Source organism: Mycobacterium sp. SMC-16 (assembly GCF_046250085.1).
Taxonomy (GTDB): domain Bacteria; phylum Actinomycetota; class Actinomycetes; order Mycobacteriales; family Mycobacteriaceae; genus Mycobacterium; species Mycobacterium phocaicum.
On sequence record NZ_CP176427.1, the window covers coordinates 4,571,853 to 4,589,813 of the forward strand.

The 17,961-nt window shown below is 67.8% G+C and carries 17 protein-coding genes; 7 read left to right on the forward strand and 10 right to left on the reverse strand.

Annotated elements, in window-relative coordinates; genetic code table 11:
- Window positions 1-157 precede the first annotated feature (157 nt).
- The 4 genes from ACJEIK_RS22200 to ACJEIK_RS22215 are packed head-to-tail and all read left to right on the forward strand — an operon-like array spanning window position 158 to window position 5,160.
- Entirely contained in the window at window positions 158-1,435 is a 1,278-nt protein-coding gene (locus tag ACJEIK_RS22200; RefSeq protein WP_409430308.1) for a cytochrome P450, read from the forward strand.
- Entirely contained in the window at window positions 1,432-2,406 is a 975-nt protein-coding gene (locus ACJEIK_RS22205; protein WP_064859879.1) for a PDR/VanB family oxidoreductase, read from the forward strand. The genes ACJEIK_RS22200 and ACJEIK_RS22205 overlap by 4 nt, the downstream gene beginning before the upstream one ends.
- Window positions 2,403-3,434, forward strand: a complete 1,032-nt coding sequence (locus ACJEIK_RS22210) for an aromatic ring-hydroxylating dioxygenase subunit alpha (protein ID WP_064859880.1) — start codon at window positions 2,403-2,405, stop codon at window positions 3,432-3,434. Before ACJEIK_RS22205 ends, ACJEIK_RS22210 begins: the two co-directional genes overlap by 4 nt.
- A 10-nt stretch (window positions 3,435-3,444) precedes the next feature.
- A complete protein-coding gene (locus ACJEIK_RS22215) occupies window positions 3,445-5,160 on the forward strand; it encodes a GMC oxidoreductase (protein ID WP_409430309.1) in 1,716 nt (571 codons plus the stop codon).
- Between the two features lie 3 nt (window positions 5,161-5,163).
- Here the strand turns inward: ACJEIK_RS22215 and ACJEIK_RS22220 are convergent, their stop codons facing one another.
- The 9 genes from ACJEIK_RS22220 to ACJEIK_RS22260 form a co-directional block, all read right to left on the reverse strand.
- The gene (locus tag ACJEIK_RS22220; protein ID WP_409430310.1) at window positions 5,164-5,613 is read right to left on the reverse strand and encodes a nuclear transport factor 2 family protein; all 450 of its coding nucleotides are present in this window, start codon (window positions 5,611-5,613) and stop codon (window positions 5,164-5,166) included.
- Window positions 5,610-6,635: a tRNA (adenosine(37)-N6)-threonylcarbamoyltransferase complex transferase subunit TsaD gene (gene tsaD / locus ACJEIK_RS22225; RefSeq protein WP_409430311.1), complete on the reverse strand. Its 1,026-nt coding sequence runs from the start codon at window positions 6,633-6,635 to the stop codon at window positions 5,610-5,612. The genes ACJEIK_RS22220 and tsaD overlap by 4 nt, the downstream gene beginning before the upstream one ends.
- On the reverse strand, window positions 6,632-7,132 hold the full coding sequence (rimI, locus tag ACJEIK_RS22230) for a ribosomal protein S18-alanine N-acetyltransferase (RefSeq protein ID WP_409430312.1): 501 nt from the start codon (window positions 7,130-7,132) through the stop codon (window positions 6,632-6,634). The genes tsaD and rimI overlap by 4 nt, the downstream gene beginning before the upstream one ends.
- The gene (tsaB, locus tag ACJEIK_RS22235; protein ID WP_064859884.1) at window positions 7,129-7,752 is read right to left on the reverse strand and encodes a tRNA (adenosine(37)-N6)-threonylcarbamoyltransferase complex dimerization subunit type 1 TsaB; all 624 of its coding nucleotides are present in this window, start codon (window positions 7,750-7,752) and stop codon (window positions 7,129-7,131) included. The genes rimI and tsaB overlap by 4 nt, the downstream gene beginning before the upstream one ends.
- Window positions 7,749-8,210, reverse strand: coding sequence for a tRNA (adenosine(37)-N6)-threonylcarbamoyltransferase complex ATPase subunit type 1 TsaE (gene tsaE / locus ACJEIK_RS22240; protein ID WP_060999919.1), 462 nt, complete (start codon window positions 8,208-8,210; stop codon window positions 7,749-7,751). The genes tsaB and tsaE overlap by 4 nt, the downstream gene beginning before the upstream one ends.
- On the reverse strand, window positions 8,203-9,294 hold the full coding sequence (locus tag ACJEIK_RS22245; protein WP_060999921.1) for an alpha/beta fold hydrolase: 1,092 nt from the start codon (window positions 9,292-9,294) through the stop codon (window positions 8,203-8,205). The genes tsaE and ACJEIK_RS22245 overlap by 8 nt, the downstream gene beginning before the upstream one ends.
- Before the next feature lie 5 nt (window positions 9,295-9,299).
- The gene (alr, locus tag ACJEIK_RS22250; RefSeq protein WP_409430313.1) at window positions 9,300-10,445 is read right to left on the reverse strand and encodes an alanine racemase; all 1,146 of its coding nucleotides are present in this window, start codon (window positions 10,443-10,445) and stop codon (window positions 9,300-9,302) included.
- 99 nt (window positions 10,446-10,544) lie between these two features.
- Entirely contained in the window at window positions 10,545-11,966 is a 1,422-nt protein-coding gene (locus ACJEIK_RS22255) for a glutamate decarboxylase (RefSeq protein WP_409430314.1), read from the reverse strand.
- Window positions 11,938-13,350 (reverse strand): NAD(P)H-hydrate dehydratase, encoded by a 1,413-nt coding sequence (locus tag ACJEIK_RS22260; protein WP_409430315.1) that lies wholly within the window; start codon window positions 13,348-13,350, stop codon window positions 11,938-11,940. The genes ACJEIK_RS22255 and ACJEIK_RS22260 overlap by 29 nt, the downstream gene beginning before the upstream one ends.
- A 137-nt stretch (window positions 13,351-13,487) precedes the next feature.
- Here ACJEIK_RS22260 and ACJEIK_RS22265 point away from each other — a divergent pair, with 137 nt between their 5' ends.
- Entirely contained in the window at window positions 13,488-13,853 is a 366-nt protein-coding gene (locus tag ACJEIK_RS22265) for a hypothetical protein (protein WP_267323890.1), read from the forward strand.
- Between the two features lie 3 nt (window positions 13,854-13,856).
- Here the strand turns inward: ACJEIK_RS22265 and ACJEIK_RS22270 are convergent, their stop codons facing one another.
- Window positions 13,857-14,930 (reverse strand): zinc-dependent dehydrogenase, encoded by a 1,074-nt coding sequence (locus ACJEIK_RS22270; RefSeq protein ID WP_133427649.1) that lies wholly within the window; start codon window positions 14,928-14,930, stop codon window positions 13,857-13,859.
- 289 nt (window positions 14,931-15,219) lie between these two features.
- On the opposite strand from ACJEIK_RS22270, the gene ACJEIK_RS22275 reads away from it, so the two are divergent.
- Together ACJEIK_RS22275 and ACJEIK_RS22280 are read left to right on the forward strand one after the other, a co-directional pair.
- Window positions 15,220-17,106: a PTS mannitol transporter subunit IICBA gene (locus tag ACJEIK_RS22275; RefSeq protein ID WP_237163003.1), complete on the forward strand. Its 1,887-nt coding sequence runs from the start codon at window positions 15,220-15,222 to the stop codon at window positions 17,104-17,106.
- A 24-nt stretch (window positions 17,107-17,130) separates the two neighbouring features.
- Window positions 17,131-17,889, forward strand: a complete 759-nt coding sequence (locus ACJEIK_RS22280) for a DeoR/GlpR family DNA-binding transcription regulator (protein ID WP_267323891.1) — start codon at window positions 17,131-17,133, stop codon at window positions 17,887-17,889.
- The last annotated feature ends 72 nt before the right edge of the window (window positions 17,890-17,961 follow it).

Below are 17,961 nucleotides of genomic sequence, written 5' to 3' on the forward strand. Positions count from 1 at the left end.
GTAGATCACGAGGCGCCGAAGTTGCCGCAAATCGGGCTTTGTCGCCGCACGACAACGACGCTCCGCAAACGCCCTGAGAGTTGGTCGTCCCGAGACGTCGATCACGGCGGCCGCGATGAATAGCTTTCGTAGACATCAGACCAACGAGGAGGGCAACGTGACTACTGCCGCCGCAACCGAAGTGGACCTCGCCGCCGTCGACCTCGCCGACCCCGCGGTGTGGGACGACGGTCCGCCGTACGAGCTGTTCGCCCGAATGCAACGTGAAGACCCCGTGCACTACAGCCCCCAGCGCAACGTCCCCGGCGAAGGCGGCTTCTGGTCCATCACCCGCTTCGACGACGTCCGCACCGTCAGCCGCGACCACCGCACGTTCTCGTCCGAGAAGCGCGGCATCTTCAACGTCGACGACATCGGTGTGCCGCTGGATGTCCAGCGGCTGCAGCTGATTTCGATGGACCCGCCCCGGCACGACCGGCTCAAGGCCCTCGTCATCAAGGCCTTCACACCCGAACGTGTCGCGGCCCACGAAGACGCCATCAAGCAGATCATCAACGACGTCCTCGACAGCGTGGCCGACCGCGAGAGCTTCGACCTGGTCCGCGACATCGCCCGGCCGGTGCCGGCCCGGGTGATCGGCTCGATGCTCGGGACACCCGCCGAGGACGACGAGCGCCTCGTCTACTGGACCAACGTGTTCAGCGCGTTCGAAGACCCGGAAATCCGCTCGCAGTGGGATGACGCCGGCGCCATCGTCGGAGAGATCATCACCTACCTGGGCGAGCAGATGGCTCAGCGCCGGGACAACCCGCGCGACGACCTGATCACCGCGGTCATGAACGCCGAAGTGGATGGCGAGAAGCTCACCGAACTCGAGATGGCCACGTTCTTCACCCTGCTCATGACGGCCGGCAACGACTCGACGCGCGCCACGTACAGCGCGACGATGCTGGCCCTGATGCAGAACCCGGACCAGCTGATCCTGCTGCAGGAGAACCCGGAGCTGCTGGAGCCCACCGTCGAGGAGGGCTTGCGCTACGCCCCTGCCTTCGCCTTCATGGGCCGGGCCGCGACGACGGACTTCGAGCTGCACGGCAAGCAGATCAAGGAGGGCGACCGGCTGCTGCTGTGGTATCTGGCGTCCAACCGGGACGAGACCGTCTTCGAGAATCCGCACGAGTTCGACATCACCCGCGAGGAGTTGGCGGACAAGCACCAGGCCTTCGGTGGCCGCGGCAAGCACTTCTGCCTGGGCGCCAACCTGGCGCGGCTGGAACTGAAGCTGTGGATTCAGGAGACCGCCCGCCGGTTCCCCGACCTCGCGCTCGACGGTGATCCCACTCGCGTGCGGGCGCTGTTCCTGAACCAGTACAAGTCGATCCCCGTCCGCCGCACGGCAATGCGCCGCTCGGACGAAGAACAGAGGGCACTGTGAGTAACGCTGCATACCGGGAAGTCGAGGTCGACCTCGAGGTGCGCCGGCGCGAGCAATCCGCGGACGGTGTCGTCACGCTGACGCTCGCCGACCCCTCCGGCGCGGACCTGCCCGAGTGGACCCCCGGCGCTCACATCGACCTGGTCCTGTCGCCGTCGCTGACGCGGCAGTACTCGCTGTGCGGCAGCACGGCCAGCCGCACCGAGTGGCAGGTGGGCATCCTGCTCGACCCGAACAGCCGCGGCGGCTCGCAGTACGTCCACGACAAGCTGCACGAAGGCACCACGGTCCGGGTGCGCGGGCCGCGCAACCACTTCGCGCTCGTGAACTCACCGCGCTACCAGTTCGTCGCGGGCGGTATCGGCATCACGCCGATGCTCCCGATGATCGAGGCCGCCGAGGCCACCGGCGCCGACTGGCAGTTGATCTACGGCGGCAGCTCCCGCTCTTCGATGGCGTATCTCGATGCACTGAAACGCTTCGGCGACCGCGTGACAATCTGTGCGCGCGACGAGCATGACGATGCGTTCCGGACGAAGCTGGCGGCGGTGCTCGCGGCGCCGCAGGACAACACGCTGGTCTACTGCTGCGGCCCCGAAGGACTGCTGGACGCCGTCGAGAAGGGCTGCCAAGCGTGGCCCGGCGGCAGCCTGCACCTCGAGCGCTTCTCGGCGAAGACCATCGAGGAGCCGGCCGACGCCCTCGACACGTTCGAGATCGAATGCCAGCGTTCCGGCATCACGCTGACCGTGCCGTCGGACAAGACGATCTACGACGTCGCCGAAGAAGCCGGCCTGGACGTGCTGGGGTCGTGCATGGAAGGCGTCTGCGGCACCTGTGAATGCGAAATCATCGCCGGCATCGGCGATCACCGCGACTCCGTGTTGAACGACGCGGAGAAGGCGGAGAACAAAACCATCATGATCTGCGTCTCGCGCTCCCGGTCCGAAAGGCTGGTGCTCGACCTATGAGAACCAACTACCCGTTCAACTGCTGGTATGTGGCCGCGCTCAGCGATGAGGTCGGCGCGGGACTGCTCGCCCGGCGGCTGCTGGACAAGCACGTGGTCCTGTACCGCCGCGCGTCCGGCGAAGTGGTCGCCCTGGAGGACCGCTGCGTCCACCGTGCCTATCCCTTGTCGGAGGGCCGGCTCGACGGCGACCGCGTGGTCTGCGGCTATCACGGCTTCAGTTACGAGCCCGACGGCTGCCTGGCCGACGTGCCGTCGCAGGAGAACGTGCCGCCCGGCGCCCGGGTGGCGGCGTACCCCGTCGTCGAGACCGCGCCGTTCATCTGGATCTGGCTCGGTGAGCCGCGCGCCGCCGCCCTGCGCCCGCCGCCGCGCGTGCCCTGGTACCTCGACGGGTCCGGCTGGACCAGCACCACCGAGGTGCTGCGCGTCGAGGCGAATTATCTACTGCTGCACGAGCATTACCTCGATCTGACCGATGTGTTCGTGACGCACCCCGAGGTCGTGCCGCCGGATATCCAGCAGCTGCCGCCGCTCAACGAGGTCGAGATCTCCGAACGTTCGGTGGCCTACACCCGGTCGACTCCCCCGAGCCGGCTGGCGCCGTGGGAGTCGGCGATCACCGGACTGCCGGAAGAGTCGGTGGCCACCCGGCGCGAAGAGGGCACTTTTGTCTCGCCCGCGCTGCACACGCAGCACTACGCCATCGAGCTCGAAGACAGCGAGTCGTACGGGCTCTTGCGAATTCACGGCTTCACTCCGGAATCGCCGGGCTCGACGCATGTCTTCCTGCAGATGGCCCGCAACTACGCCGGCGCCGAGGACAGTGTCACCGAGTATCTGCGGATCATGTTCCACGAGTGGGCCGTTCGCGATGCCGCCATCCTGGAGACGATTCAGCGGCGGCTCGACGAACCCGGCGCCCGCCGACGCGACATCAACGTCAAGGCTGACCGGGCCGCCATTCGGGCGCGACGTATCGCCATGGACATGGTCGACGACGAAACCAGCCGTTTCACTGCCAACTGAGGAGAAGTGCATGTCCAACACCGACTATGACGTGATCGTCGTCGGGTCCGGATTCGGGGGCAGCGTGACGGCGTTGCGGCTGACCGAGAAGGGCTACCGCGTCGGCGTTTTGGAGGCCGGCCGCCGGTTCACCGACGACCAGTTCCCGAAAACCAGTTGGGACGTCCGGAAATTCGTGTGGGCGCCCAAGCTGGGCTGCTACGGCGTACAGCGCATCCACATGCTGCGGGACGTCGTCATCCTGGCCGGGGCGGGCGTCGGCGGCGGGTCGCTGAACTACGCCAATACCCTCTACAAGCCACCCGCGACGTTCTTCAACGACCCGCAGTGGGCCCACATCACGGACTGGTCCGACGAGCTGTCGCCGTTCTACGACCAGGCCAGGCGCATGCTCGGAGTGGTGATCAACCCCAGCATGACCCCGGCCGACGAGATCATGAAAGCGGTCGCCGAGGACATGGGCGTGGGCGACACGTTCGTCCAGACGCCGGTCGGCGTGTTCTTCGGACCACCCGGCCAGACGGTCCGGGACCCGTTCTTCGGTGGCGTCGGACCGGACCGCACAGGGTGCATCGAATGCGGCAGCTGCATGACGGGCTGCCGCTACGGCGCCAAGAACACGCTGCTGAAGAACTACCTCGGGCTGGCCGAGAGCGCCGGTGCCACAGTGCATCCGCTGACGACGGTCGACTCCGTGCGGCAGAGTCCCAGCGGCATCTGGGAGATCGACACCGTGCGCACCGGCCGGACCCTGCGTAAGAACCGCCGGACCTTCACGGCGCGGCACGTCGTCCTGGCGGCCGGTACCTGGGGCACCCAGAACCTGCTGCACAAGATGAAGGACAGCGGCACCCTGCCACAGCTGTCGGACCGCCTCGGTGTGCTCACCCGCACCAACTCCGAATCCATCGTCGGCGCAATGAAATACAAGGTCGACCCGGCGCTGGACCTGACCCGCGGCGTGGCCATCACATCGTCGTTCCATCCAACAAGCGACACCCACATCGAGTCGGTGCGCTACGGCAAGGGCTCCAACGCGATGGGCCTGCTGCAGACCCTGATGACCGACGGCGGCGGCCGGTGGCCACGCTGGCTGAAGGCACTCGGCCTGGCCGTGAAGCATCCGCGCGCACTGCTGCGCGTGCTGACGGTCGGCAATTGGAGTGAGCGCACGGTGATTTCGCTGGTGATGCAGAACCTGGACAACTCGATCACCACGTTCACCAAGCGCGGACTGCGCGGCCGGCACCTGTCGAGCAAGCAGGGGCACGGCCGGCCCAACCCGACGTGGATCCCAGCCGGCAACGACGCGACCCGGCGGGTCGCCGAGAAGATCGACGGCGTGACGGCCGGCACCTGGGGCGAGCTGTTCAATATCCCGATGACGGCGCACTTCCTCGGCGGTTGCGCCATCGGCTCGGATGCCTCCAACGCGGTCATCGACCCGTACCACCGGGTCTACGGCTACCCGACGCTGAGTGTCGTCGACGGATCGGCGGTTTCAGCGAACCTGGGCGTGAACCCGTCGCTGACCATCACTGCCCAGGCCGAGCGTGCGGCCGCGATGTGGCCCAACAAGGGCGAGGAAGACCTGCGCCCCGCGCAGGGGCTGCCCTACCGCCGGGTGGACGCTGTCGCTCCGGTCAAACCGGTTGTGCCGGAAGGCGCTCCGGGGGCGCTGCGACTCCCCATCATCCCGCTCTCCCCGGCCGCCAATGACGCCTGACGGCTACAGCGCGATGTTCAGGTGGTCGGATACGTTGCCGACCATCTGAACATCCACGACGCGTTCGGTGAAGTACCAGCCGGCGTCGTCGCGCGCGAACGTATCGGCGTACCGGCCCACCACGATGGGTTGCAGCGGCACCGTATCGGTCTGCTGCACCACGCAGAACGTCGACCGGGCGCGGGCGGTATCGCCCTCGAGTTCGACGATCGGGTTGAGCACCAGATGCCGGGTGCGCGGGGTGTTCCCGTGATCGGGGAAACGGCGGGTGGTGCGGGCGAAGGTGTTGGCGATCATGTTCCGCCCCTCGACGCTGCCGGAAGTCGGTCCGCCGAACCGGCTGCGTGCCAACAGCTCTCCCACCTCGTCGAAGTCCCCGGCGTCGATCAACTCGGCGTACCGGTACAGCAGCTCGGTGACGGCCAGTTTGTCCGCCAGATGCTGCACGCTCACGCGATCTGTCCCTTCACCACCGGCAGCCCTGGGTCGCTCGGCACGTCGAGACGCGACGGCTTGGCGCCCGCCGCGATCAGGTGCGCGGCGAACGAGGCGATCATGGCCCCGTTGTCGGTACACAGTCGCGGCCGCGGCACCCGCAGGGTCAAACCCGCCTCGGCACAACGTTCTTCAGCCAGCTCGCGCAGCCGCGAGTTGGCGGCCACTCCCCCGGCGATCAGCAGCGTCGACACACCGAGGTCGGTGGCCGCGCGAACGGCCTTGCGGGTCAATACATCCGCGACAGCCTCCTGGAAACCGGCCGCCACATCGGCGTGCGACGCGTCCGGGTGTTTCTCCATGTGACGGGCGACCGCGGTCTTGAGTCCGGAAAAGCTGAAGGCGTACGGGTCATCTCGCGGCCCGGTCATGCCGCGCGGGAACACGATGGCGTCCCGGTCGCCGGCGCGGGCCAGCTCGTCGAGTACCCGGCCGCCCGGATAGCCGAGGCCGAGCAGCCGCGCCACCTTGTCGTATGCCTCGCCCGCCGCGTCGTCGACGGTGCTGCCGAGCTCCTCGATGGGCTCACCCAGCGATCGGACGTGCAGCAGATGCGTGTGGCCACCCGACACCAGCAGGCCGACGCTCTCGGGCAGCGGGCCGTGGTCGTAGACGTCGGCGGCCAGGTGTCCGCCGAGGTGGTTGACGCCGTAGAACTGTACACCCCACGCCGCCGAATAGGCCTTGGCCGCAGCCACACCCACCAACAGCGCCCCGGCCAGACCGGGTCCGATGGTCGCCGCCACGACGTCGGGCCGCTCGATGCCGGCGGTCGCCAGGGCTCGACTCATGATGGGGCCCAACGACTCCAGGTGTGCGCGCGAGGCGATCTCGGGAACCACGCCGCCGTACCGGGTGTGCTCGTCGACGCTGGAGGCGACCTCGTCGGCCAGCAAGGTCACCGTGCCGTCGTCCGCCAAATCGCAGATGCCGACGCCTGTTTCGTCACAGGAACTTTCGATTGCCAAGATGACTGTCATGTGACTTGGTTGCTCCTCACGTCCGCGCCGCCTGACTCGCTGCTCACACCCGCGTCCCGCCGCATGGTGTACGCGTCCGCGCCACTGATCCGGTAATACCGCTTGCGCACACCCATCTTCACGAACCCGACGCTTTCGTAGAGGCCGATCGCCGGCTCATTGTCGGTGCGCACCTCCAGAAAGACGGTGCCGCCGTCGGCGATGGTCAACAGCCGGTCCAGCAGCTGGCGGCCGATGCCCTTCCCCTGGTACGCCGGATCGACACCGATGGTGTGCACCTCGTACTCGAACGGCGGTTTGCGGCCCAACCGGCTGATGCCGGCATACCCCACCAGCAGCTTGCCGTCCCGCGCGGCAACGTAGTGGTTGTGCGCCGAGTCGAGCTCACGGATGAAGGCGACGGCCGGCCACGGGTCGTCGCCGGGGAACAGGATCGCTTCCAGTTCGCCGCACCGGTCGGCATCGCCGACCGTCAGGGACCCGTACTCGATGGTCACGAGAGTCCCCGCTCGGCAAGCGTTTTCGCGTCGGGGCGGCGCAGGTACAGCGGCACCAGCGCGGCGGGCGGCTGGTCCCAGTCGGCGGCGGTCACGAGTCCGGCCACCGTGGGGTACTCGACCCCGAGCGACGGCAACGGGAACAGCGCGGCCTGCGCGGCGGGGCCGGCCACCGATCCGGAGCCGGGCTCGACGTCCGCCGCGGCACTGACGGCCGGTCCGTCGACTCGCACGCCGTCGCGGTACCGCGCCCAGTACACCTCCCGGCGCCGGGCATCGGTGACCACCAACAGTTCTCCCGTGGTCACCGGGGCGATCGCATCCAGGCTGCACACTCCGTACACCGGGATGCCGAGCGCCTGTCCATAGGCTGCCGCGGTGGCCATCCCGACGCGCAGCCCGGTGAACGGGCCCGGCCCGCAGCCGACGACCACCGCTTCCAGGTCGGCGAACGTGATACCGGCATCGGCAACGGCGGCAATCACATTGGGGGTCAACTGCTCGGCGTGCGCACGGGCATCGACGGTGATCCGTTCGGCCAGCACCTCGACACCGGCCGCGGTGCGCCGTGCGACGCCTGCCGTGACGGCCGGGGTGGCGGTATCGATGGCGAGAATCATCCACGGCTCCAATGCCAGACAGCGGTACGGGTGTCGTCGTCGGCTCGCTCCAACCGGATGTCCAGATGGCTGGCCGACAGTCGCTCGGCCAGACCCTCACCCCACTCGACGACCACCACGGCGTCATCGAGATCGGTGTCGAGGTCGAGCGAATCGAGTTCTCCGAGCAGGTCGGTGCTGCCGGAGTCGAGCAGCCGGTACATGTCGACATGCACCATGGCGGGGTATCCCGCGCGACGGGCAGGATGCACTCGGGCCAGCACGTACGACGGCGACGTCACCGCGCCGTCGACGTCCATGCCCTGCGCAATTCCCTTGGCCAGCATGGTTTTCCCGGCACCCAGCGGACCCGTGAGCACCACGACGTCACCGACGCGCAGCTCGGCGCCGAACCGGGCGCCGAGGGCCATGGTGTCGGCCTCGGTCGGCAGGTGCACGGTGCCGTGCGAATCATCCATTGCGCTTGGCCTTTCCACGCAGATGCCGGGTCAGCGCCACCAGCCGTGACGGCGTGGCGTGCTCGACGAAGCGCTCCAGCGCCTCGTTGATCAGTTCAGGTTGCTCCATGTGCACCATGTGCCCGGCCCCTTCGACGATCACCAGTTCGGATTTCGGCAGCTGCCGGGCCATCGCCTCGGACTTCGCCAGCGGGGTGAGCAGATCGTGGTCGCCGCAGGCGATCAGGGTGGGCACGTGCTGCAGCACCGGCAGCGCGCCGGCCTCGTCGTGGGTTTCGAGTGCGTGCAGGAACTCGACGGTCGTGCGGATCGACGTGTTGTGCGTCATCTTCTCGACGTACCGCGCCACCGACGGGCTGACCGCGTCATCACCGAACGACGCGGCCTTGAGCACGGGGCCGATGACGGCCTTCGCCGCACCACGGCCGGCACTGACCGCTCCGGGCGCGAACCGCACCGCGACTTTCGCCGCCTCGAGCGCCGGATTCTGTAGCACCTCACCCAGCGGCGAACGGGTAACCCCTTGCGCCGCAGAGGCGAGGATCGCCACGCCGCACACCCGGGCCGGATAGTTGTGCGGGAACTGCCGGGCATGGGACAGCACCGTCATGCCGCCCATCGAGTGACCGACCAGCACCACGGGACCACGCGGCGCCATCACCCGCATCACCGATTCGAGGTCCTGCCCCAGTTGCGGGACGGTGTAGGAGTCGGTCGGCCCTGCCGAGGAGCGGCCGTGACCGCGCTGGTCGTAGAACACCATGCGGACCTGGTCGCCCCACCGCTCGGCCAGCCGGGCGCGCTGAAAATGGAAGGAGCCCATGCTGTTACAGAAACCGTGCGCGAAGAGCACCGTCAACCGGGCGTCTTTCGGGCCGACCTCGCGTACTGCCAGCGGCACCCCGTCGGTGGCGGTCACCACGTAGCCGCGGTCGGCGTCGAGCGTGGTGAAATCCTCACCCGCGTAAGGGTCCTCACCACGACGGCGGCGCAACGAGCGGGCGACGCTGACCCCGGCGACCGACCCGACGGCAGTGAGACCGGCCATGCCCGCCAGCCACCGGGCATTCTTGTTGTCGCTCATGGACGTCAGCCCGTCAACTCGCGATAGGTCCGGGAAATCCTGCCCCGCGGGCTGGTCACGACCTCGTAGTTGATGGTGCCCAGCAGTTCGGCCCAGTCCTGCGCCGTCGGTTCACCGGCGGTACCCGAGCCGAACAGCACCGCCTCGTCCCCCACCGTGACGCCGGCACCGTCAGGGCCGAGGTCAACGACGAACTGATCCATACAGATTCGGCCGATGTTGCGGTATCGGGCGCCGTTGATGCTGACGTCGATGCGTCCGCTCAGGCCGCGGAACACCCCGTCGGCATAGCCGAGCGGGATCAGCCCGACAGTGGTGTCGCGGTCGGCGATCCACGTGTGTCCGTACGACACACCGTCGCCGGCTTTGATCGAACGCACCGCGGCGACAGGACATTTCAGCGTCATGACGGGTCGCAGGCCGAAATCCCCGAGCGCCGGGATGGGCGACTGCCCGTAGACCGCGATGCCCGGCCGCACCACATCGAAATGCAGATCGGGCCGCGTCAGCGTCGCGGGCGAGTTGGCCAGGTGCGCGACTTCGAAGTGCACGCCGGCAGCCGCCGCCTGCTTGCGCGCCGCGGTGAGGCGGGCGGCCTGCGTGTCGTTCATCGGGTGCTGCGGGTCGTCGCCGCACGCGAGGTGGCTCATGATGCCGCGAGGGCGGACCGCACCGTCGGCGGCGGCCCGGGCGATGGCGTCGAGCAGGGCCGGGTATTCGGCGGGGCTGACGCCGTTGCGGCTGAGGCCGGTGTCGACCTTGACGGTCAGGGTGGCAGGCGCGCCGCTGCGGCGCACGCCGTCGAGCACATCGTCGAACTGACGCACCGACGCCACCGCCACCTGCACCTCGGCGGCCAGCGCGGGCGCGAAGTCGGTACCGGGCAGGTTCAGCCAGGACAACACCGGCGCCGTGATGCCGGCCTGCCGCAGCGCCAGCGCCTCGGTGATGTTGGTGACGCCCAGCTCGGCGGCCCCGGCCGCCAGAGCGGCACGCGCCACCTGCGGCGCACCGTGCCCGTAACCGTCGGCCTTGACCACCGCCATCACCGCGGCGCTACCTGCGCGTTCCCGCAGAAGCCGGACGTTATGCGCAATTGCGCCCAGGTCGATGACGGCCTGGGCAGCAGGTTGGGGATCGGGCGAACTCATATCGCCTCCGATTCTCCCAGACGCCCGCTGGTCCGCGTCGAGCCTGAGCTTGTGCACCGCAATTTCCGGAGATCTGGAACACAAGCTCAGGTTCGTCCGCTAGTGGGCGAACGGCTGCACGTCGTCGAACTGGCCCTTCGGTTTGAGCTCGTCGAGGCTGTTCAGGACGGTGATCAGGTCGTCTCGCAAGGCGCGGGCCAGGTCCGCCGAGAAGCCCTCGCGTACCACCACCCGCAGTACTGCGATGTCCGTCGCACCCTCGGGCATGGTGTACGCCGGCACCTGCCAGCCGTAGGCGCGCAGCGCGTGCGACACGTCGAACTCGGTGTAGGGCCGCTTGCCCTTCAGCCGGCACGCGAGCACCGGGATGGCCGAGCCGTCGGTGATCACCTCGAAGTGCTCGCTCTTGCGCAGCTCGTCACCGATCCAGCGGGCGGTGTCCGACAGGCAGTGCATGATCTGCGCGTAGCCGGCCCGGCCGAGGCGCAGAAAGTTGTAGTACTGACCCACCACCTGATTGCCCGGCCGGGAGAAGTTCAGCGTGAACGTCGGCATGTCGCCACCCAGGTAATTGACCCGGAAGACGAGGTCCTCGGGCAAGTGCTCCTTGCTGCGCCAGACGACGAAGCCGATGCCGGGGTACGTCAGCCCGTACTTGTGGCCGCTGACGTTGATCGACACCACCCGCGGCAACCGGAAGTCCCACTCCAGATGCGGGTGCAGGAACGGCACCACGAAACCGCCGCTGGCCGCGTCGACGTGCACGGGGATGTCCAGGCCCTTGTCCTGTGCGAGTTGATCGAGCGCTTCGCAGATCTCGGCGATGGGCTCGAGCTCACCGGTGAACGTGGTGCCGAGGATGCCGACGACGCCGATGGTGTCCTCGTCGACGTTGGCGAGCACCTGTTCGGGGGTGATGACGTAACGGCCCTCGGCCATCGGCAGGTACCGCGGCTCGACGTCGAAGTAGCGGCAGAACTTCTCCCACACCACCTGGACGTTGGAGCCCATCACCAGGTTGGGGGTGCGTCCCTTCCAATCGCCTACCTTCTCACGCCACCGCCATTTGAGGGCCAGACCGGCAAGCATCACCGCCTCGCTGGAACCGATGGTGGACACCCCGCACGCCGACGACGGGTCGTCGTCGCGCAGGTCGTCGGCGTGGAACAGGTCAGCCACCATGGACACCGTCCGGGCCTCGATCGCCGCGGTGGCCGGGTATTCGTCCTTGTCGATCATGTTCTTGTCGAACGTCTCGGCCATCAGCTTCTCGGCCTCGGGATCCATCCACGTGGTGACGAACGTGGCGAGGTTCAGGCGCGAGCTGCCGTCGAGCATCAACTCGTCGTGGATGAAGCGGTAGGCCGCCTGCGGGTCCATCGGGTCGTCCGGCAGCCGCAGCGATGGAACCGGTGCCGTGGAGAGCCTGCCGGTGTAAGCGGGGCTCATGACCGATGCACGAACATGCTTGTGCGACACAAAAATTCCCTTCCTAGAGCGATGCGATGGCAGCCCGGACATGGGCCAAGATGCGGTGCGCCGACGTCGGCGCGGGACGAGGGCCGGGATCGTGCGCGGCGAGATCGGCGGCACGCGCGTGGACGAACGCCGCCATCGCCGCAGCCTCGCCCGGTGCGATACCCGACGCCAGCAGCGCACCGATGATGCCGGACAGCACATCGCCGGATCCGGCTGTGGCAGCCCAGGATTGGCCGGCCGGGTTGAGGTACGTGGGGCCGTCCGGCTCGGCGATGATGGTGACGTTGCCTTTCAGGAGGACAGTGGCATTGACGCGGTCGGCCAGTCCACGGGCGGCCGCCACCCGGTCGGAGCCTGGCGGATGTCCTGCGAGCCGGGCGAATTCACCGGCATGCGGTGTCAGCACGGTGGGTGCCGTGCGGTCCGCGACGAGGTCGAGATCAGCGGCCAGGAGCGTGAGGGCGTCGGCGTCGACGATCACCGGGAGGTCTGTGTCCAAGGCGAAGCGCAGTGCCTCCTCGCCGACGGTGTCGGTGCCGAGGCCTGGGCCGACCACCCACGCCTGGACCCGCCCGGCGGTAGTCACATCCGGCGCCGCAACGACTTCCGGCCAGTGCGACACCACCTCGGCGTGGGCGGAACCGGCGTAACGGACCATGCCGGAGGTCGCGGCGACGGCGGCGCCGGTGCTCAGGATCGCCGCGCCGGGATAGGTCGCCGACCCGGCGAGCACGCCCTTGACGCCCTGGCTGTACTTGTCGTCCGACGGGTGCGGCACCGGCCAACGGGCGCGGACGTCGTGCGCTTCGAATCCGAGGAACGTCGGCTGCGGCAGGTCCAGTCCGATGTCGATCAGTTCGACGCGGCCGCAGTCGGCCAGTCCGTGAACGGGTTTGAGGCCACCGAAGGTGACGGTCAGCGCGGCCTGCACGTGGGGGCCGTCGGTGGCGCCGGTCTGGACGTCGATACCGCTGGGCAGGTCGACGGCGACGACGGGCGCGGTGTTGGCCGCGAAGACGGCGGCGGCATTGGGCCGCAGCGGCCCGGTGGCACCGATGCCGACGACGCCGTCGAGCACCAAATCCGTTGCTTCGGGGATGGTTTCGACGATTCTGCCGCCGGCTGCGCGGAAGGCTTCGAGCGCTTCGGCGTGTGTGCGGTCCGGGTTCAGCAGCACGGCCGTGGCGCCGGCTCCGCGCCGGCGCAGAAAGGTGGCGGCCCAGAGCGCGTCGCCGCCGTTGTCCCCGGAGCCGACGACCGCGCAGACCCGGCGGCCCGCGACCCCACCGGTGCGGGACTTGAGTTCGGCGGCGATGGCCGTCGCCAAGCCATAGGCCGCCCGGCGCATCAACACGCCATCGGGCAGGGAAGCCAACAGCGGCGCCTCGGCCGCGCGAATCTGCTCGGCGGTGTAGTAGTGCCGCATAGCTCCGAAGGTTACGCACATCCGCCCGGCAGGGGTTGGCATGTGCGTCAAATTCGAGCTTCGAGTGAGCGTTTGTGTGCGAACTTCTGTCGATTCTTCGCCCACGAGCTCACGTCCCGCGCGACTACCATCCCGCCATGACCTACGGCTATCCGCCGCCCACGCCAGCCAGGCCCCCGCTTTCAAGCGGCGACCTGGCAGCGTCGATCAGCGCGCTGGTGCTCACCTACGTCGGCGGCGGTGTGGCCGCGTTCTTCGCAGTGTTCGCGCTCGCGTTCACCGACTACTGCCCGCCGGCGACCTGTCACATCGACGCCGGGATCAATGCCATGGCAGCGGGTTTCATCGCGGCGGCGCTGGTGGCCTTGGCCGGCACGGTCGTGACCGTCATCCGGCTGGTGAAGCGCCTGCGCGCCTGGCCTTTTGCCGTCGGCACGCTGGGGTTGTGTGCGGTCCTGTGCGTCGGCGCCATCGGTGGCTACATCGCCGCCGTCGGCGGCTGAGGCTCAGACGAGCACAGCGCTGGGCTCCACCGTCACCTTGATGGCTTCGCCGTTCTGGACGATGCCGAACGCGTCGAGGACCTCGTCGAGCGCGATGTGCCGCGTGATCAAGTCCTTCACCGGCACCTGACCGGTCGAGATGTAGTGCAGCGCACGCTTGTTGTGCTCGGGCGCGGATCCGTTGGCGCCGTGGATGTGCAACTGCCGGTAGTGCACGACGTTGGAATCGCAGGTGATCGTCGGGTTGGTCTTGGGCAGGCCGCCGAAGAACGAGATGCGGCCGTTGCGCGCGGCCATCGCGATGGCCTGTTCCTGGGTGATGTTGGCGGCAGTTGCGGTGATCACCACATCGGCGCCACGTCCACCCGTCAGCTCCAGAACCCGTGCCACCACATCGGTATCGGCTGCGTTGATCACCTCATCGGGGTGCACCGCGTCGGCGGACATCTTCAGCCGGGCGTCGTTGACGTCGACGAGATACACCGGCCCGCAGTCGTGCACGCCGCGCGCGATGCGGATGTGCATGCATCCGATGGGGCCGGCACCGAACACGACGACGGTGTCGCCCGGCTCGATGCCGAGTAGATCCTGGGCGTTGATGGCGCAGGCGAACGGTTCTGCCGCCGATGCCTCGTCGTAACCGACATTGTCCGGAATCCGGTTCAGCCCATCGACTTTGAGCACCTGTCGGGGCACGATCATGTACTCGGCGAACCCGCCGTCGTACTGGTAACCCATGGACGTCTGGTTCTGGCACACCGCCATCCAGCCCTTGGCGCATTCGTGGCACTCGCCGCACGGCACGGCGGCGATGACCTGCACGCGGTCGCCCGGCGCCCAGGCGGTGCCGTACGTGGCATTCACCTCGGCTCCGACCTCGACGATGTCGCCGGCGATCTCGTGCCCGATGGTCCGCGGCGGGGTCAGGTTCTGATGCCCGTTGTGCAGGATTTTCACATCGGTGCCGCACGTCGAACAGTTGCGCACCCGGATCTTGATCTCGTCGGGCCCGCACACGGGTTCGGGCACGTCTTCGAGCCGGACGTCCTCGGGTGCGTAGTAGCGCAGCGCTTTCATGGGCTTCCTTCCGATTGTCCGGCCTGGCCGGCGGGTGTGGCGTGGTTCACGTTGTGGCCACTCTAACCGCAATTCGGGCAGAAATACAAACATTTCCCTGCCCACTTTTGCCCATTTGCTTGCCAACATGCCCATTTGTGGGCTTTACTCGTAACACACGGTGATGTGACGGGCATCACCCTCACAGTCAGCCAGGCGGAGGTCCAGCACAGTGACTGCAACGACGGAAACACCCCAGCGCGTCAGCCTGCGCGTCCGGGTACAGCAGCTCGGCACCGCGCTGTCGAACATGGTCATGCCGAACATCGGCGCCTTCATCGCGTGGGGCCTGATCACCGCACTGTTCATCAAGACCGGCTGGCTGCCCAGCCTCTTCCACTCGCTGCAGAACCCCGACGGTTGGGTGGCCCACATCGGCGGCTGGGGAGCCTTCGAAAAGGGCGGCATCGTCGGGCCGATGATCACCTACCTGCTTCCGATCCTCATCGGATCCACGGGCGGCAGAATGGTCTACGGAACCCGCGGTGCCGTCGTCGGCGCCATCACCACCATGGGAGTGGTTGCCGGATCGGATGTTCCGATGTTCATGGGCGCGATGATCATGGGGCCATTGGGCGGCTGGGTCATCAAGAAGCTGGATGCGTTGTGGGACGGGAAGATCCGCCCCGGCTTCGAAATGCTGGTGAACAATTTCTCGGCCGGCATCGCCGGCCTGGTGATGGCCGTCATCGGGTTCTTCGGTGTCGGCCCGGTGGTGTCGGCCTTCACCCGCGGCGCCGGCCACGGCGTCGACTTCCTCGTCGGACACGATCTGCTGCCACTGACGTCGATCTTCATCGAACCCGCCAAGGTGCTCTTCCTCAACAACGCCATCAACCACGGCGTGCTCACCCCGCTGGGCACCACCCAGGCGCTCGCCACCGGCAAGTCCGTCCTGTTCCTACTGGAGGCCAACCCCGGCCCCGGCCTGGGAATCCTGTTGGCGTTCATGGTGTTCGGCCGCGGCGCCGCCAAGGCATCGGCACCGGGCGCCGCGATCATCCAGTTCCTCGGCGGCATCCATGAGATCTACTTCCCGTACGTACTCATGAAGCCGAAGCTGATCGCCGCCACCATCCTCGGCGGAATGACGGGCGTCTTCATCAATGTGCTGTTCGGCTCCGGCCTGCGCGCGCCCGCCGCACCCGGTTCGATCATCGCCGTCTACGCCCAGACCGCGACCGGCAGCTACCTCGGCGTCACACTGTCGGTTCTCGGGGCGGCGGCCGTCTCGTTCGCGGTCGCGGCCGTACTGCTCAAGACCGACCGCGCCACCGATGAGCCTGATCTGGCCGCGGCCACAGCCGAAATGGAGGCACTCAAGGGGAAGCGGTCCAGCGTCGCCGCGGTACTGACCGGCGGTTCGACCGCGCCCATCTCCAACATCGTGTTCGCCTGCGATGCGGGCATGGGTTCGTCGGCGATGGGTGCGTCGGTGCTGCGCAAGAAGATCCGGGACGCCGGAATCACCGGTGTGACGGTGGTCAACCAGGCGATCTCCAATCTCACCGATACCTACGGCCTGACTGTCACCCATCGTGATCTCACCGAGCGAGCCCGGCAGAAGACTCCGTCGGCGCTTCACGTCTCGGTCGACGACTTCATGAACTCGCCCCGCTACGACGAGATCGTCGAACTGCTGGGACGCACCAACGGCGCCGCCCCCTCGGACGAATCCGCTACGACCCCAACCGAACCCGCCGCTGCCGACGATGTGCTGTCACTCGACTCGATCGTGCTGGCCGGCTCGGCCACCACCGCCGAGGCCGCCATCACCGAGGCGGGCAACCTGCTGGTCTCCGCACAGGCCGTCGACGCCGCGTATGTCGACGCCATGCACGAGCGCGAGAAATCAGTTTCGACGTACATGGGCAACGGCCTGGCGATCCCGCACGGCACCAACGACGCCAAGGGCGCGATCCGCCATTCCGGCATCTCGTTCGTCCGCTATCCCGAACCCATCGATTGGAACGGCAAGCCCACCGAGTTCGTGGTGGGCATCGCCGGCGCCGGCAAGGACCACATGGCGCTTCTCACCCGCATCGCGCACGTGTTCCTGGACAAGGACGAAGTCGAACGGTTGCGCCGGGCCAGCACTCCCGAGGAGGTTCGGGCGGTGCTGAGCGAAAGCCGGTAGGCGACGACCGCAAGAATGTCATCCGTGGATTCCGACAGCCGTCAGCGCCGCATCGTCGAGTTCGCCCGCACCCGCGGGCGGGTCGAGGTGCTGGCGCTGGCCGAAGAACTGAACGTGGCGTCGGAGACCATCCGCCGCGATCTGAAGGTGCTGGCCGGGCGGCGCATGCTCAAACGGGTCCACGGCGGTGCCATCCCGCTGGAGACGGCAGCGTTCGAATCGACGGTCGAGTACCGCAGCCAGGTCGACCTGGCCCAGAAACACCGGATCGCCGCCGCGGCCGCGGATCTGCTGCACGGAGCTGAAACCGTTTACCTGGATGAGGGTTTCACCCCGCGCCTGATCGCCGAACGGCTCGCCGACCAGGAGCTGACAGTGGTGACGTCGTCGCTACTGGCCGCCGAGGCGCTGGCCCACAGCGAGACTGTGACGGTTATGTTGCTCGGCGGACGGATGCGCGGACGGACCCTGGCCACGGTGGACAACTGGGCCGTGGATCGACTGCGCAGCCTGGTCATCGACGTCGCCTACCTCGGCACCAACGGCATCACGCCCGAGCACGGGCTGACCACCCCGGACCCCGCCGTCGCCGCGGTCAAGCAGACAGCGGTGTCTGTCGCGACGCGCCGCATCCTCGTCGCCGCCGATTCCAAATTCGGCGAGACCAGCTTCTGCCGGTTCGCCGAGGTATCCGACTTCGAGACGATCGTCACCGGGACAGAACTGCCGGCCGCGGAGGCGGCACGCTACGAAGCCCTGGGGCCATCGATGGTGCGCGCCTGAGCATCACGACGGGGTCATCTCGGTCGTTGGCGTGTGGTGGAAGCGACGTGGGCGACGCAGTCGGTGCTGGAC

What these genes read in the sequence shown, in the direction of transcription:
- ACJEIK_RS22255 (WP_409430314.1), bottom strand. Translation starts at nt 11,966, where the DNA reads ATGTCCGGGCTGCCATCGCATCGCTCTAGGAAGGGAATTTTTGTGTCG.
- ACJEIK_RS22260 (WP_409430315.1), bottom strand. Translation starts at nt 13,350, where the DNA reads ATGCGGCACTACTACACCGCCGAGCAGATTCGCGCGGCCGAGGCGCCG.
- tsaD (WP_409430311.1), bottom strand. Translation starts at nt 6,635, where the DNA reads ATGACAGTCATCTTGGCAATCGAAAGTTCCTGTGACGAAACAGGCGTC.
- ACJEIK_RS22210 (WP_064859880.1), top strand. Translation starts at nt 2,403, where the DNA reads ATGAGAACCAACTACCCGTTCAACTGCTGGTATGTGGCCGCGCTCAGC.
- ACJEIK_RS22270 (WP_133427649.1), bottom strand. Translation starts at nt 14,930, where the DNA reads ATGAAAGCGCTGCGCTACTACGCACCCGAGGACGTCCGGCTCGAAGAC.
- tsaE (WP_060999919.1), bottom strand. Translation starts at nt 8,210, where the DNA reads ATGGATGATTCGCACGGCACCGTGCACCTGCCGACCGAGGCCGACACC.
- tsaB (WP_064859884.1), bottom strand. Translation starts at nt 7,752, where the DNA reads ATGATTCTCGCCATCGATACCGCCACCCCGGCCGTCACGGCAGGCGTC.
- ACJEIK_RS22245 (WP_060999921.1), bottom strand. Translation starts at nt 9,294, where the DNA reads ATGAGCGACAACAAGAATGCCCGGTGGCTGGCGGGCATGGCCGGTCTC.
- ACJEIK_RS22275 (WP_237163003.1), top strand. Translation starts at nt 15,220, where the DNA reads ATGGTCATGCCGAACATCGGCGCCTTCATCGCGTGGGGCCTGATCACC.
- ACJEIK_RS22265 (WP_267323890.1), top strand. Translation starts at nt 13,488, where the DNA reads ATGACCTACGGCTATCCGCCGCCCACGCCAGCCAGGCCCCCGCTTTCA.
- alr (WP_409430313.1), bottom strand. Translation starts at nt 10,445, where the DNA reads ATGAGTTCGCCCGATCCCCAACCTGCTGCCCAGGCCGTCATCGACCTG.
- ACJEIK_RS22215 (WP_409430309.1), top strand. Translation starts at nt 3,445, where the DNA reads ATGTCCAACACCGACTATGACGTGATCGTCGTCGGGTCCGGATTCGGG.